Here is a 13829-nt window from a genome sequence, read left to right as displayed (position 1 = left end):
CGGGGTCTTTCAGGGGCCGTCAGCGCTGGTTCAACTGGGCGCGGACGGTGGTGATGCCCAGCCGCGAGACGCGGTAGGGCTGGCCCTGTTTCGAGTGGATGAGGCGCCGGCGCTTCAGGCGCTGGAAGACCTCGAGCGTGCAGTCGGAGAGGATGTGCCCCTCGCGCGTGACGCAGGTGACCTTACGGATTTTGCCCGAAGCGCCGCGTTCGTGGAGGATGGCTCCACCCAATGCGAGTTCGTGCAAAACACGCTGTTCGTGCTTTGATATGTTCAAGGGAATGTCTCGATCTCATGAGAGTACAGCACCAGGCCCGCCCGGCATCGCGGGTGGGGCCTTTCGGTTCAGCTGTTCCCGGCCTTGAGGGGCTCAGGAACGGGCGGTTGCCCGGGGCTCTTGCATGAAATCTCCATCGGTCCGAGGGGTCTGACCTCGGGTTGTGGGGTAAGTAGGGACGGGAGGAGGAGAGGGCAAGGTGGCGCCTGATCCGGGCGCCGGGGGCGTGTCGGATCGGTCACGGACCAGGCCGCGTCGCCGGTTGCCAGGCCGCGAAAGGTGGGGGCGGCCCAACAAAAAAGGGCCCCGGCAAGGGGCCCTTCTCTATCTTTTCAACACGCGCCTCAGGCGAGGGCGAGGTTGGTCGCTGCTTCGCGGCCGTCGCGGCCGGCTTCAACGTCGAAGGTCACCTTCTGGTTGTCGGCGAGGCCGGTCAGGCCGGCGCGCTCGACAGCCGAGATGTGCACGAACACGTCTTTGCCGCCCGTTTCAGGTGCGATGAAGCCGAAGCCTTTGGTGGTGTTGAACCATTTCACAGTGCCAGTGGCCATGTGTCGTCTCCTAGTCTGTGTCTGCCCGCGGAATTGCGGCAGGTCGGCAAGTCATTGCTAGATCGAGTGACTGAGCCGTGGATAGGAGCAGGTGGTCGATAGAGATAACGTCGCACGCCTGATATGGCGCTCTTCCGGCGCTAACACAAGAAAAATTTGTATGACATAGCGAAAGTTGACCAGTTGACGGGCCCGGTTCGGGCCCGCCGATTCGGTTAAAGAACTGTTACCTTCGTGCCGATCGGGACCCGCTCGTAAAGGTCCTTCACATGCTCGTTCAGCATCCGGATGCAGCCGTTCGACACCGACAGGCCGATGGTGCGCGGCGCGTTGGTGCCGTGGATGCGGAAATAGGTGTCACGGCCGTTCTTGAAGAGGTAGAGCGCACGCGCGCCGAGCGGGTTGCTGGGGCCGCCGGGCTGGCGGTAGTCGTCATTGTCGACGAATTTCGAATAGGCCCCCGGATCGCGTTCGATCATCTCGTCGGTGGGGCGCCAGTCGGGCCATTTGCGCTTGGCCTGGATGGTGGCCGTGCCTTGGAACTCGAGCCCGGCCTTGCCGACGCCCACGCCATAGCGAATCGCCTCGCCCGGGGCGGTGATATAGTAAAGAAAGTGTGCACGCGGCAGGATCAGCAGCTGTCCGGGCCCATAGGGCGCCTTGATCTGCACCTTGGTCGGCTGGAACTTGGGCTTGACGGCCGTCTGGGCGATGGCCGGAGCGGCCAGCATGGACAGGCCGGTGGCGATGAAATGGCGTCGGTCGAGCATGGCAGCCTCCTGATTGGGCGCACATACATATGCACCACCCGGGCAATTTGCCACCATGTCGGCGAAAGAGTCAAAAGACAGTTAAACAGGCGTGCGAGGAGTGTGGCCGCGGGGCCAGCCTCAGAGCAGGATCTGACCGATATCCGACGGCGTGAGCCCGGCCACGTCGGCGACGGTGGCGACGCGCAGCCCGTTGAGCAGGATATCGGTGCCGCGCCGGTCGCGGGTGGGGCGGGTTTCGATCACGGCTTCGCCGTCGCCCTCTTCCAGCGCGATGACGAGCATGTCTTCGACCGGGTCGAAATCGGAGACGATCACGGGTTTGCGGGGCATTGCGGTGTTGCCCGGCAGGTCGGCGAAGGGATCATCGGTGCGGCCGGTCGCCGCCCAGTCGAAGCCCGCGTCGGGGAACCCTGTTTCATCGAAGACCGTATCGCGCATGTCGGACCCTCTTGCACCGGGGCCGGTCGGGATGCGTTCGGCATGCCCGTGCCAGCCCCCACTGACACTACAGCGTGTAGTATTCTTCGGAGTCGTCAGGCAAACCAAGTGATTCCATGGTGTTACCGGGAAACACTGCGTTTCCGGCGCAACGCCCATCGCAGCGCCGCCCGGGGCAGGCGCAGCGCGGTGCGTGCGAGAAGCTGGGGATATTCGGCGTCGCCCGAGAGCAGGTGCATGTAGTCGCGCTTGAGCGTGCGGGAGGCGCGGAAGGTGCTGGCGAAGAAGGGCTTGAGCGCAGGCGAGAAAATCACCGGGCGCAGGAGACGGGCCGAGCGCAGGGCGGTGCGGATCGGCCGGGTCTTCGGGCGGTAAAGGGCCAGGGCGGTGTCGGGGCGGCCGGCGGCGATGGCGTCGGCGGCGGCGGTCGCGGCGAGCGCGCCGGACTGGATGGCGTGGCCGATGCCCTCGCCGGTGATCGGGTCGACGAAGCCCGCGGCATCGCCTGCGAGGAGGACATTGGTGCGCCCCGGCACGCTGCGATAGCCGCCGAAGGGCAGGAAATGTCCTTTGACCCTGGCATCTTGGCCGGTGTGGAGCGTATCGAGGTAGCGGGCGAGATGGCCCTTCATGTCGGGGTTCTTGTCATGCAGCCCGCCCAGCCCGATCGTGGTGCTGCCGCGCTTGGGGAAGGACCAGCCATAGCCCCAGTCTGCAGCGGCGAAATCGATGCGGATGGGCGTGTCGGGGGTGGGCGTCTGGCTGGGCGCCTCGATTTCGAGCGCGAAGCCCACGCGGGACTTGTCGAAAGGGTCGCCGAAGAGGGCGCGGGCGACGATGCTTTGCACCCCGTCGGCGCCGATCAGGCAGGTGTAGCCGAGCGTTTCGCCGGACTGCAGGATGATCCGGTTGGCCTCGAGGTCGAGGGTTTCAACGCGCTGGCCGGTGTAATCGGCGGCGCCGGCGGCCAGGGCTTTCGAGACGAGAAGCTGGTCGAAATCCCACCGCATGGTCAGGTGCGTGGGCGGCACGCCGTCGAGCCGGCCGAGCGGCTTTCCGTCCATGAAGAACTCGAAATTCCGCCGTGTTTCAAAGAGTTGCGGGTCGATGTCGAGGTTGAAGACATCCCTGAGGTGGGTGGCGCAACGGCCGGTGATCAGCCCGCCGCAGAGCTTTGGCCGGGGAAAGCGCGCCTTGTCGATCAGCGCCACGGACAGGCCCTTTTTCCGCGCGGTCACCGCGGCCGACGCCCCTGCGGGGCCGGCGCCGAGGATGACGAGATCGAAATGGGGCATGCGCGGTCAGGCTCTTGCAACGTCTGTCGCGTTACATAGAACACCCCCGCCCGCGGGGAAAGGCGCCTTGTTCACAGGCGCTTATGTCAGAACGCGGCCCAGTCGCGGAAGCGGAAGGGCTTTTCCGGGCGATAGCCCGGGATGCGGCCCGGCCGGCGGCGGGGGTGGCTCCATTTCTGGGTGGGGTTGCGTTGCATGGCTGCTCTCCTCGATTGACGGAGTGTGCGCCGGAAATCTGCCGGAATTCGAGCGGGAGCGGGGTTTTGTGGTGCCGGATTTGTGCCGGAAATCCACGTCGGTATAACGTCGGTATTTTGTCGGTATTGCGTCGGTGCGACGGACCGCCGCCGGTCTGCCGGGTGGGCGGGAACGGTTTCTTAACCGGAATCAGCCAAGGTGGGGCATGTCCTGTTACATCCGTCCTCGCCGCGGCGGCGCGTCCGTCTTCTTTACCGTCAATCTTGCCCATCGCGGCAGCCGGCTGTTGGTGGAGGAGATCCTGCGGCTGCGCGCCGCCGTGCGGCAGGCCAGCGCGGCGCGGCCGTTTCACATCGATGCCTGGGTGGTTCTGCCGGATCACATCCACGCGGTCTGGACCCTGCCGCCGGGCGATTCGGATTTCTCGACCCGCTGGGGCTCGATCAAGGCGCGATTTTCCAGGAGCTTGAACGAGGCGGCGCGTCAGCCGGGCGACGGCCCGGCCTTGCCGACCGAGCTGCCGGTTGTCACGGCGGGGCGGTATGCCGGGCTGAAGCCCGGCCTACGGGCGGACAAGCGCGAATCTGCCATCTGGCAGCGGCGCTTCTGGGAGCATCATGTCAGGGACCTGAACGAATACCGGCGGCTGGTGCGCTATTGCTGGGACAATCCGGTGAAGCATGGCTACGTGGAGCGGGCCGTCGATTGGCCGTACTCTTCGATCCACCGGGATGTGCGGCTTGGGCTGGTCGAGGCGAACTGGGCTGCCGCGTAGGCCGGGCTTCAGCCCGGCACGCCAAGCCAAGGTCGAGACAGGCCGGGGATTGCAGGATGGCCGGGCTGAAGCCCGGCCTACGGTTGGGCGGTCGGACAGTTTGGATTGCGCGCCGCAAGTGTACGGGCAGACGATGTTCGGTTGCGCCGAACATCCCCGCAAGAGCCAACGGACCATCGGTGGTCGGCCTCGCCGCCACCTGCCCGGAGGGGCCGCCACGTGTGCTATCATGAGCTGGCCGGACCACAGGCAGGATGCAAAGCCCCTGTGGCCCTCGACGATGATCTCGGCAGGGCCGCGCCGGGATTGGCGCCCGCGCATGGTACCGCCGTCGTCTGCCGACCCCGCCGCCGCGGCGTGGCCTCCCTACCGCGCGAACTTCTTGTGCTTGATCCGCTTGGGTTCCAGCGCATCCGGGCCCAGCCGGCGCTTCTTGTCTTCCTCGTAATCCTCGAAGTTGCCCTCGAACCATTCCACGTGGGCCTCGCCCTCGAAGGCGAGGATGTGGGTGCAGATGCGGTCGAGGAAGAAGCGGTCGTGCGAGATGACCACGGCGCAGCCGGCGAAATCCACCAGCGCGTCTTCCAGGGCGCGCAGGGTTTCGACGTCGAGGTCGTTGGTCGGCTCGTCGAGCAGCAGCACGTTGCCGCCGGATTTCAGCAGGCGCGCCATGTGCACGCGGTTGCGCTCGCCGCCCGAGAGGAGCGAGACCTTCTTCTGCTGGTCGCCGCCCTTGAAGTTGAAGGCCGAGCAATAGGCGCGGGAGTTCATCTGCGCATCGCCCAGCTCGATCACCTCGGCGCCGCCGGTGATCGCCTCCCAGACGGTGTCGCCATCCTTGAGGTCATCGCGGGACTGGTCGACATAGGAGAGCTCGACCGTGTCGCCGTAGTCGATCGTGCCCTCGTCGGGCGCTTCCTGCCCGGTGAGCATCTTGAACAGGGTCGACTTGCCGGCGCCGTTCGGGCCGATCACGCCGACGATGCCGCCGGGCGGCAGCGAAAAGGAGAGGTTCTCGATCAGGAGCTTGTCGCCCATGTGCTTTTTCAGCCCCTCGACCTCGATCACCTTAGAGCCCAGTCGCGGCCCGTTGGGGATGACGATCTGGGCCTTGCCGACCTTCTCGCGCTCCGACTGGTTGGCGAGCTCGTTATAGGCGTTGATCCGTGCCTTCTGCTTGGCCTGCCGGGCCTTCTGGCCCTGGCGCATCCATTCCAGCTCGCGTTCGAGCGTCTTCTGGCGCGACTTGTCCTCGCGGGCCTCCTGCGCCAGGCGCTTGGCCTTCTGTTCCAGCCAGGCCGAGTAGTTGCCCTCGTAGGGGATGCCGCGGCCGCGGTCGAGCTCTAGGATCCAGCCGGTGATGTCGTCGAGGAAATAGCGGTCGTGGGTGACGATCAGGATGGTGCCCTTGTAGTCGATCAGGTGCTGCTGGAGCCAGGCGATCGTCTCGGCGTCGAGGTGGTTGGTGGGCTCGTCGAGCAGCAGCATGTCGGGCGCCTCGAGCAGCAGCTTGCAGAGCGCGACGCGGCGCCGTTCGCCGCCCGAGAGCGAGTCGACATCGGCGTCGTCGGGCGGGCAGCGGAGCGCCTCCATCGAGACGTCGACCTGGGCGTCGAGATCCCAGAGGTTCTGGCTGTCGATCTCGTCCTGCAGGGCGGCCATCTCGTCGGCGGTTTCGTCGGAATAGTTCATCGCCAGTTCGTTGAACCGTTCGAGCTTGGCCAGCTGCGGCGCGACCGCCTTCATGACGTTCTCGCGCACGGTGAGATCCGAATCGAGCTGCGGCTCCTGCGGGAGATAGCCCACGCGGATGCCGTCGGCCGCCCAGGCCTCGCCCTGGAACTCGGTGTCGAGCCCGGCCATGATCTTCATCAGGGTCGATTTACCGGCCCCGTTCGGGCCCACGACACCGATCTTCACGCCCGGCAGAAAGCTGAGATGGATGTTCTCGAAGCATTTCTTGCCGCCGGGATAGGCCTTGGACACGCCTTGCATGTGGTAGACGAATTTCTGCGCCATTGGGGCTCTCTTCCTGAAAACTCTCGGGTTGGCGCCCATGTAACCGGGCCGCGCGGCAAATTCAAATGGGGAAAGGGGCTTTGCGCCGCCCCTGCTTCTTCTTGGTCCAAATATCCCCGCCGGAGGCTTCCCCGGCCTGCCCCGGGCACAGGCGGACCGGTGGCACGAAACCGCTGGACACCCGGGCGCCGGTGCGGTCACAAAGGCGCGATGCGATATCAGCTGCCACATACGCGCCCCGGACAGGTGGTCGGGCTTCTGGGCGGGTCCTTCGACCCGCCGCACCAGGGCCATGTGCATATCAGCCGCGAGGCGTTGCGCCGGTTCGGGCTGGACCAGGTCTGGTGGCTTGTGAGCCCCGGCAACCCGTTGAAGGCGCGGGGCCCCGCGCCGCTGGATGACCGGATGGCGGCGTGCCGGGCGATGCTGGATCATCCGCGGATGTTCGTTTCGGATTTCGAGGCGCAGGCCGGCACGCGGTTCACGGCCGAAAGCCTGTGCGTGTTGCAGCGGGCGCGGCCGAAGGTGCGGTTCGTCTGGCTGATGGGCGCCGACAACCTGGCGCAGCTCGACCAGTGGCAGGATTGGCGCGATATCGTCGAGCGGGTGCCGCTGGGGGTGCTGGCGCGGCCGGGTCAGCGAATCTCCGCCCGGGTGTCGAAGGCGGCGCGGGTCTATCGCTTTGCGCGGCTCAAGGGGGCGAAAAGCCGGTTTCTGGGGCAGGCCGAGGCGCCCGCTTGGTGTTTCGTGAACGTTCCGATGCGCGGGATTTCGTCGACCGAGCTTCGGGAAGCCGGGGATTGGCGACGTAACGTCAACAATTGACGGTATCGTGAGCCGTGTAGCGGATTGTTTGTGCGAGAAAGTTTGGCATAATTGACGATATGTTGAAGCGTGTTTCGAGACGGGTGTTTTTGGGAGGGGCTCTGGGGGGGCTCGCCAGCCTGAGTTGGGCTGGAGCGCCGGATGTTTCGCTGAGGCCCAGGGCACGGCCCGGGGGATTTACCGAAAGCTCTGTTCCAAGCGTCGAAGAGCTGATCCGGGAGTCGCGGCTGAGCGGGGTTGTCACCTTTTCGGTGATCGACGTGAAAAGCGGCGACGTGCTGGAGACCCATGACGGCTATACCGGCCAGCCGCCCGCCAGCGTGACCAAGGCGGTCACCGCGCTTTACGCGCTCGATGCGCTGGGGCCGGACTACCGGTTCGAGACGCGGCTTCTGGCCGGGGGCGAGGTGAAGGACGGGGTGCTGCACGGCGACCTTGTGCTGGCCGGCGGGGGCGACCCGATGCTGGACACCGATCAGCTGGCGGACATGGCCGCCAGGCTGAAGGCTGCCGGGGTGCGCGAGGTGCGTGGCAAGTTCCGGGTGTGGGGCGGGGCGCTGCCCTTCGAGCGGGTGATCGACCCGAGCCAGCCCGAGGAGGTCGGCTACAATCCGGCGATTTCGGGGCTGAACCTGAATTACAACCGCGTGCATTTCGAATGGAAGCTGTCGGGCGGGAAATACACCGTGACGATGGATGCGCGGTCGGGCAAGTACCGCCCCGACGTGACGGTCGCGCGGATGCAGGTCGCCGCGCGCGATGTGCCGGTCTATACCTATGCCGACATGGGCGACCACGATGCCTGGACCGTGGCGCGGGGCGCGCTGGGCAATGGCGGCGCAAGGTGGCTGCCGGTGCGCAAGCCCGAGGCCTATGCCGCGGAGGTGTTTGCCACCTTCGCCCGGTCGCACGGGATCAAGCTCGAGATGGGTCAGCCGCCGGAACGCGCGCCGGAGGGCCGGGTTCTGGTGACCCACAAGAGCGAGACGCTGGACGAGATCCTGCGCCTGATGCTGCTTTATTCCAACAACCTGACCGCCGAGCTGTGCGGCATGACCGCGACCGCGCGGCGGCTGGGCAAGCCCGCGTCGATGAAGGACTCGGCCGAGGAGATGAGCCGCTGGGCGCAGACGACGCTGGGGATGCCGGGGGCGAAGCTGGTCGACCATTCGGGGCTGGGCGAGACATCGCGGCTTCGGTCTGCGGCGCTGGCGCAGGCGCTGGCGAAGGTTCACAAGGACGGGCTGTTGAAGCCGATCCTGAAGGATATTCCGATGTACGGCTCGAACGGGCAGGTCAATGTCGCCCACCCGGTGAAGGTGGTCGCGAAGACCGGGACGCTGTATTTCGTCAGTTCGCTGGCCGGGTACCTGACGGCGCCGGACGGGCGGGAGCTGGCTTTCGCGATCTTCACGGCGAATCCCGAGCTTCGGAAAGGGTTCGACAAGGGCTCGGGCGCGCGGCCCGAGGGGGCGCGGACGTGGAACGCGCGGTCGAAGGATCTGCAGCAGCGGCTGCTGGAGCGCTGGGGCCGGGTCTACGGCAGCTGAGGCCGCTTACCCGCGCCGGTCGATTTTCGTGGAGAGGTGAATCAGGCTTTCGGAGCCCTTGACGCCCTTGGCCTCGCCGATGCGGTCGAGCGTGTCGTCGAGCTCTTCCGTGGTGGTGGCCTCGAGCCCGATGATCAGGTCGAAACGGCCCGAGGTGGTGTGGACGGTGCGCACGCCCGGCAGCGACTCGAGCCGGGCGAGGACGGTGGGCGCGCTGCGCGGCTCGATGCTGACAAGGGCCGTGGCGCGCAGGGGCGCGCGCAGCGCGTCGGTCAGGCGAACGGTATAGCCGGCGATGGTGCCGGTTTCCTCAAGCCGGTCGAGCCGGGCTTGCACGGTGGTGCGGGCAAGGCCGAGGCGGCGGGCAAGGACGGCCACCGGCATGCGGGCGTTTTCCTGAAGCAGCGAGAGCAGGGCCTGGTCGAGTTGGTCGATTTGCATGGTGTCTTGGCGATCTGACGACAGTTTGCGTCAATTTATACGATCCGCCTGATGAAATCGACGAGATTTGCGCGCAGACTGAAAAGAAAACAGGACGCGAGGCAGTGAGATGCGAGACACCCCGACATGGGCCGACCCGGCCAGCCATATTGCGCGGCATACGCCGGACATGGCGCAGTTCTATTTCTCTCCGGCGATTTTGCAGGCAACGGCGCGGCGGTTTCGGGACGGGTTTCCGGGGCTGGTGACCTATGCCGTCAAGGCCAATGCCGGGGAGGAGGTTCTGGCCAACCTCGTGGCCTCGGGCATGCGCGCCTTCGACGTGGCGAGCCCGAGGGAGATGTACGCGGTGCGCGCGCTCTGCCCCGATGCGGTTCTGCATTACAACAACCCGGTCCGGTCGCGGGAGGAGGTGGCCGTGGCCCGCGCGGTGGGTGTGGCGTCGTGCTCGGTCGACTGTTTCGGAGAGCTGGCGAAGCTCGATCCGCTGCCGAGGGAGACGGAGGTCGCGGTGCGGCTGGCGCTGCCGGTGAGCGGGGCGGCCTATGATTTCGGCGAGAAGTTCGGGGCCGGGCCGGAGAAGGCGGCGGCGCTGTTGCGCGAGGTGGCGGCGATGGGGTTCGTGCCGGCGATGACGTTCCATCCGGGCACGCAATGCGCGGACCCCGCGGCGTGGGGCGCCTATATCGAGGCGGCGGCGGATGTGTCGAAGACGGCCGGTGTCAGGATCAGGCGGCTGAATGTCGGCGGCGGGTTTGCCTCGCATCGGGACGGGGTCGCCCCGGACCTGGAGGCGATTTTCGATCATGTCGCGGTGGTGACCCGCCGGGCTTTCGGTGAGGACGCGCCGGCGCTCGTATGCGAGCCGGGCCGGGCGATGGTGGCCGAGGCGTTCACGCTGGCCACGCGGGTCAAGGCGCTGCGCGGTTGCGGGGCGGTTTTCCTCAATGACGGCATCTATGGCGGGCTGTTCGAGGCGCGCGATATCGGCATGGGCGACCGGATCCGGGTGATCGGGCCGGATGGTGCGGCGCGGGGCGGCGAGGCGGTGAGCCGGGTGGTTTACGGGCCGACCTGCGACAGCCTCGACCGGTTGCCGGCGCCCGTGGCGCTGCCCGGCGACATGGCGGAAGGGGACTATGTGCTCTTCGATGGCATGGGTGCCTATTCGCGCGCCATCGCGACCCGGTTCAACGGGTACGGGCCGGGCGAGGCGGTGACGGTGGCGCGGCTGGGCTGATCGGGTCTGGACACCGGGCGCCCAAGGGCTAGGGTCGGGCTCGACCCGACACAGGCCAGAAGGACGCTGACCCATGCAGAAATTCGGCAAGAGCCAACCGGCCTCCCGCCTTGAAGACGTTCGTTTCCTGACCGGTCACGGCCGGTACCTGGATGACACGCCGCCGGAAGAGGCGCTGCGGGTGTATTTCCTGCGCTCGCCCATGGCGCATGCGACGATTGCGTCGATCGATTTGGAGGCCGCGAAGGAGGCGCCGGGGGTGCACCTCGTGCTGGATGGCGAAGGCCTGCGCGAGGCGGGGGTGACCGAAGGGCTGGCCGCCGTGACGGTGGACAATCGCGACGGCAGCAAGGGCGCCGCCCCGCGCCGGCCGCTTCTGGCCGAGGGGCGGGTGCGCTTTGTTGGCGAGGCTGTGGCGATGGTGGTGGCCGACACGCTGCAGGAGGCGCGGGATGCGGCCGAGTTGATCGAGGTGGATTACGAGGATCTGCCGGTACACATGGCGCTGGCCGCCGGTGGCGAGCCGCTGCACGAGGACGTGCCGGAGAACCGGGCGTTCGACTGGGCGCTGGGCGATGAAGAGGGCACGGAGAAGGCCATTGCCGAGGCCGCGCATGTGGTGCGGCTGTCGGTGGGGGATAACCGCATCATCTCGAACCCGATGGAGCCGCGCGGGGCCTGGGCCGACATGGAAGACGGGCGTTTGCACCTGTCCTTCGGCGGGCAGGGGGTGTGGAACACCAAGCGGAACGGGGCGAAGATCTACGGGTTGGAGCCGGAAGAGATCAGGGTGACCATCCCGGATGTGGGCGGCGGGTTCGGCACCAAGGCGCCGGACTATCCCGAGACCTATCTCGTCGGGCAGGCGGCACGGATGCTGGAGCGCCCGGTGCGTTGGTATGCCGACCGGTCGGAGACGATGCTGAGCGACAATGCGGGGCGCGACCTTGAGCATGACCTGACGCTGGCGTTTGACGACGATCTGAAGATCACCGCCTACCGGGTCGAGACGCGCTGCAACATGGGGGCGTATAACAGCGGGCTGAACCAGCCGATCCAGACGGTGCTGTTTTCCAAGGTGCTGACGGGGGTGTTCGATATCCAGACCGCCTATCAGCATGTCGAGGGGTTCTATACCAACACGACGCAGGTCGATGCCTATCGCGGGGCCGGGCGGCCCGAGGCGATCTATGCGCTGGAGCGGGTGATGGACCGGGCGGCGCGCGAGCTGGGCGTGGATACGTGGGAGCTGCACCGGCGGAATTTCATCAAGCCGGACCAGTTTCCTTACACATCCTTTACCGGCGAGACCTATGATGTGGGCGAGTTCGCGCGGCTTCTGGCCAAGGCGGAAGAGGCGGCGGATCGCGACGGGTTCGCGGCGCGCAAGGCCGAGAGCGAAGGTCAGGGCCGGCTGCGCGGCATGGGGCTGTGCTATTATATCGAGGCGATCCTCGGCAACCCGACCGAGACCGCGAAGGTGGAGTTTCACGAGGATGGCACGGTGTCGATCTATGTAGGCACGCAGTCGAACGGGCAGGGGCACGAGACGGCCTATGCCCGCTTCCTGTCGGATCAGACTGGGATACCGGTGGAGAATATCCGCGTCGTGCAGGGCGACAGCGACAAGGTGGCCACCGGCGGCGGCACCGGCGGCTCGCGGTCGGTGACGACGCAGAACAACGCGACGCTGGCGACGGTGAGCAAGATGGTCGAGGCGTTCACGCCCTACCTGGCCGAGAAGATGGGCGTGGCGCCGGAGGATGTGGCGTTCGACGACGAGACCTTCCGCGCGCCGGGCTCGAACCTGACGCCGACCTTCGTGGAGGCCGCCGAGATGGCGCGGGTCGACGGGCGGACCGATTTGCTGGTGCATGAGGAGACGGCGACGCTGCCGGGCCGGTCCTACCCCAACGGGGCCCATGTGGCCGAGGTCGAGGTCGATCCGGAGACGGGGCATGTCACGCTGGAGCGGTACACGGTGGTCGACGATTTCGGCAACCTGATCAACCCGATGCTGGCCGAGGGCCAGGTGCATGGCGGCAGCGTGCAGGGCATCGGCCAGGCGCTTTGGGAGCATGTGGGTTATGACGAGGATGGCCAGCTGCTGACCGGGAGTTTCATGGACTATGCGATGCCGCGGGCCGATGATGTGCCGATGATCGGGTTTACCTCGGAGCCGGTGCCGTCGACCGCCAACGCGATGGGCATGAAGGGCTGTGGCGAGGCCGGCACGGTAGGGGCGATGGCGGCGACCGCCAATGCGGTGGCCGACGCGCTGTGGCAACGAGGGGTGCGGCAGGCCGACATGCCGTTCACGCCGTCGCGCGTATGGAAGATGCTGAACGATGCAATGGACACGGTGGGCTAAGCGTCTTTACCATCTGGTTCGGCCGGGGCTGCGCCACGAGCAGAGCCGGTACGAAGGCACGCGGGGGCAGGTCACGCATGTGATCATCCTCGACGGGACGATGTCCACGCTGGACGCAGGCCATGAAAGCAATGCCGGGCTGGCCTATCGGCTGTTGAGCGAGGTCGCCCATGCGCGGCTGTCGCTTTACTACGAGGCGGGCGTGCAGTGGCAGGACTGGGCCTCGACCGGCGACGTGGTGACGGGGCGCGGGATCAACCGGCAGATCCGGCGGGCCTACGGCTATCTTGCCAGCCGCTATCGCGCCGGCGACCGGATCATCCTGATGGGCTATTCCCGGGGCGCCTACGCGGTGCGCTCGCTGGCCGGGATCATCGACCAGGTCGGGCTCCTGAAGGCGCGGCATGCGACCGAGCGCAACATCATGACCGCCTATCGCCATTACCAGGCGGGCGGCGAGACGGCGGCCGAGCGCGCCTTTGTCGCCGCCTATTGCCACGAAACGGTCGAGATCGAGATGATCGGCGTTTGGGACACGGTCAAGGCGCTGGGCCTGCGTCTTCCCATCGTCTGGCGCTGGTCGGAGCCGGCGCATGCCTTCCACAACCATCGCCTCGGGCCCGCGATCAAGCGCGGCTATCACGCGCTGGCGCTGGACGAGCGGCGGACGGTCTACACACCGGTCCTGTGGGAAACGCCGGAGGGCTTTCCCGGCAAGGTCGAACAGGTCTGGTTCCGCGGCAATCACGGCGACGTGGGCGGCCAGCTTGGCGGGGTCGAGGCGGCAAGGCCGCTGGCCAACGTGCCGTTCCGCTGGATGATGGGCAAGCTGGAAGAGTGCGGCGTGGCCCTGCCCGAAGGCTGGGAGGCGCGGTTTCCGGCCGATCCCGACGCGCCCTCCTGCGGCACGTGGAGCGGCTGGGGCAAGATCTTCCTGATCCGCAGCGCGCGCGTGGTGGGGCAGGACCGGTCGGAACGGCTGCATGATACCGTGCGCGGGCGGGACGACCTGCTGCCCGGGGCGGCGGCGGCACACTGACAGCCGGGCCTTGCGCGCGCCCCTGCTTCTTCTTGGT

The 13829-nt window shown here is 66.9% G+C and carries 13 protein-coding genes; 6 read left to right on the top strand and 7 right to left on the bottom strand.

Translation table 11 applies throughout. The features are described 5' to 3' along the window. Positions 1–19 precede the first annotated feature (19 nt). The 5 genes from RIdsm_RS18700 to RIdsm_RS18680 form a co-directional block, all read right to left on the bottom strand. Entirely contained in the window at positions 20–277 is a 258-nt protein-coding gene (locus RIdsm_RS18700) for a YjhX family toxin (protein ID WP_057819048.1), read from the bottom strand. Between the two features lie 344 nt (positions 278–621). After that, a complete protein-coding gene (locus RIdsm_RS18695; RefSeq protein ID WP_057819046.1) occupies positions 622–828 on the bottom strand; it encodes a cold-shock protein in 207 nt (68 codons plus the stop codon). Positions 829–1043: 215 nt separating this feature from the next. Further along, entirely contained in the window at positions 1044–1598 is a 555-nt protein-coding gene (locus RIdsm_RS18690; RefSeq protein ID WP_057819044.1) for a L,D-transpeptidase, read from the bottom strand. Between the two features lie 120 nt (positions 1599–1718). Continuing rightward, entirely contained in the window at positions 1719–2039 is a 321-nt protein-coding gene (locus RIdsm_RS18685; RefSeq protein ID WP_057819042.1) for a hypothetical protein, read from the bottom strand. A gap of 122 nt (positions 2040–2161) precedes the next feature. Next, entirely contained in the window at positions 2162–3334 is a 1173-nt protein-coding gene (locus RIdsm_RS18680; RefSeq protein WP_057819040.1) for a geranylgeranyl reductase family protein, read from the bottom strand. Between the two features lie 403 nt (positions 3335–3737). Between RIdsm_RS18680 and RIdsm_RS18675 the strand changes: the two genes are divergently transcribed. Continuing rightward, positions 3738–4307 (top strand): REP-associated tyrosine transposase, encoded by a 570-nt coding sequence (locus tag RIdsm_RS18675; RefSeq protein ID WP_057819038.1) that lies wholly within the window; start codon positions 3738–3740, stop codon positions 4305–4307. A 366-nt stretch (positions 4308–4673) separates the two neighbouring features. Here the strand turns inward: RIdsm_RS18675 and ettA are convergent, their stop codons facing one another. Further along, complete coding sequence (gene ettA / locus RIdsm_RS18670; RefSeq protein WP_057819036.1) at positions 4674–6326, bottom strand: energy-dependent translational throttle protein EttA; 1653 nt, start codon at positions 6324–6326, stop codon at positions 4674–4676. Between the two features lie 210 nt (positions 6327–6536). Between ettA and RIdsm_RS18665 the strand changes: the two genes are divergently transcribed. Both RIdsm_RS18665 and dacB read left to right on the top strand, forming a co-directional pair. Further along, entirely contained in the window at positions 6537–7151 is a 615-nt protein-coding gene (locus RIdsm_RS18665) for a nicotinate-nucleotide adenylyltransferase (RefSeq protein ID WP_057819035.1), read from the top strand. Positions 7152–7210: 59 nt separating this feature from the next. Continuing rightward, entirely contained in the window at positions 7211–8701 is a 1491-nt protein-coding gene (dacB, locus tag RIdsm_RS18660) for a D-alanyl-D-alanine carboxypeptidase/D-alanyl-D-alanine endopeptidase (RefSeq protein WP_057819033.1), read from the top strand. Between the two features lie 6 nt (positions 8702–8707). Here the strand turns inward: dacB and RIdsm_RS18655 are convergent, their stop codons facing one another. Further along, positions 8708–9142 carry an Lrp/AsnC family transcriptional regulator gene (locus RIdsm_RS18655; RefSeq protein WP_057819031.1) on the bottom strand — a complete coding sequence of 145 codons (435 nt, stop codon included), beginning with the start codon at positions 9140–9142 and terminating at the stop codon, positions 8708–8710. 109 nt (positions 9143–9251) lie between these two features. Between RIdsm_RS18655 and RIdsm_RS18650 the strand changes: the two genes are divergently transcribed. From RIdsm_RS18650 to RIdsm_RS18640, 3 genes are all read left to right on the top strand, one after another. Next, positions 9252–10382 carry a type III PLP-dependent enzyme gene (locus tag RIdsm_RS18650; protein WP_057819029.1) on the top strand — a complete coding sequence of 377 codons (1131 nt, stop codon included), beginning with the start codon at positions 9252–9254 and terminating at the stop codon, positions 10380–10382. Between the two features lie 73 nt (positions 10383–10455). Then, positions 10456–12753 carry a xanthine dehydrogenase family protein molybdopterin-binding subunit gene (locus RIdsm_RS18645; protein WP_057819027.1) on the top strand — a complete coding sequence of 766 codons (2298 nt, stop codon included), beginning with the start codon at positions 10456–10458 and terminating at the stop codon, positions 12751–12753. Beyond that, positions 12731–13792 carry a DUF2235 domain-containing protein gene (locus RIdsm_RS18640; protein WP_057819025.1) on the top strand — a complete coding sequence of 354 codons (1062 nt, stop codon included), beginning with the start codon at positions 12731–12733 and terminating at the stop codon, positions 13790–13792. The genes RIdsm_RS18645 and RIdsm_RS18640 overlap by 23 nt, the downstream gene beginning before the upstream one ends. Positions 13793–13829: the final 37 nt, after the last annotated feature.

Origin of the sequence: Roseovarius indicus, from assembly GCF_008728195.1 — a bacterium.
Lineage (GTDB): Bacteria > Pseudomonadota > Alphaproteobacteria > Rhodobacterales > Rhodobacteraceae > Roseovarius > Roseovarius indicus.
This window is presented reverse-complemented; position numbering and strand designations above follow the sequence as displayed.

What these genes read in the sequence shown, in the direction of transcription:
- ettA (WP_057819036.1), bottom strand. Translation starts at nt 6,326, where the DNA reads ATGGCGCAGAAATTCGTCTACCACATGCAAGGCGTGTCCAAGGCCTAT.
- RIdsm_RS18675 (WP_057819038.1), top strand. Translation starts at nt 3,738, where the DNA reads ATGTCCTGTTACATCCGTCCTCGCCGCGGCGGCGCGTCCGTCTTCTTT.
- dacB (WP_057819033.1), top strand. Translation starts at nt 7,211, where the DNA reads ATGTTGAAGCGTGTTTCGAGACGGGTGTTTTTGGGAGGGGCTCTGGGG.
- RIdsm_RS18645 (WP_057819027.1), top strand. Translation starts at nt 10,456, where the DNA reads ATGCAGAAATTCGGCAAGAGCCAACCGGCCTCCCGCCTTGAAGACGTT.
- RIdsm_RS18655 (WP_057819031.1), bottom strand. Translation starts at nt 9,142, where the DNA reads ATGCAAATCGACCAACTCGACCAGGCCCTGCTCTCGCTGCTTCAGGAA.
- RIdsm_RS18680 (WP_057819040.1), bottom strand. Translation starts at nt 3,334, where the DNA reads ATGCCCCATTTCGATCTCGTCATCCTCGGCGCCGGCCCCGCAGGGGCG.
- RIdsm_RS18690 (WP_057819044.1), bottom strand. Translation starts at nt 1,598, where the DNA reads ATGCTCGACCGACGCCATTTCATCGCCACCGGCCTGTCCATGCTGGCC.
- RIdsm_RS18650 (WP_057819029.1), top strand. Translation starts at nt 9,252, where the DNA reads ATGCGAGACACCCCGACATGGGCCGACCCGGCCAGCCATATTGCGCGG.
- RIdsm_RS18665 (WP_057819035.1), top strand. Translation starts at nt 6,537, where the DNA reads ATGCGATATCAGCTGCCACATACGCGCCCCGGACAGGTGGTCGGGCTT.
- RIdsm_RS18685 (WP_057819042.1), bottom strand. Translation starts at nt 2,039, where the DNA reads ATGCGCGATACGGTCTTCGATGAAACAGGGTTCCCCGACGCGGGCTTC.
- RIdsm_RS18640 (WP_057819025.1), top strand. Translation starts at nt 12,731, where the DNA reads ATGCAATGGACACGGTGGGCTAAGCGTCTTTACCATCTGGTTCGGCCG.
- RIdsm_RS18695 (WP_057819046.1), bottom strand. Translation starts at nt 828, where the DNA reads ATGGCCACTGGCACTGTGAAATGGTTCAACACCACCAAAGGCTTCGGC.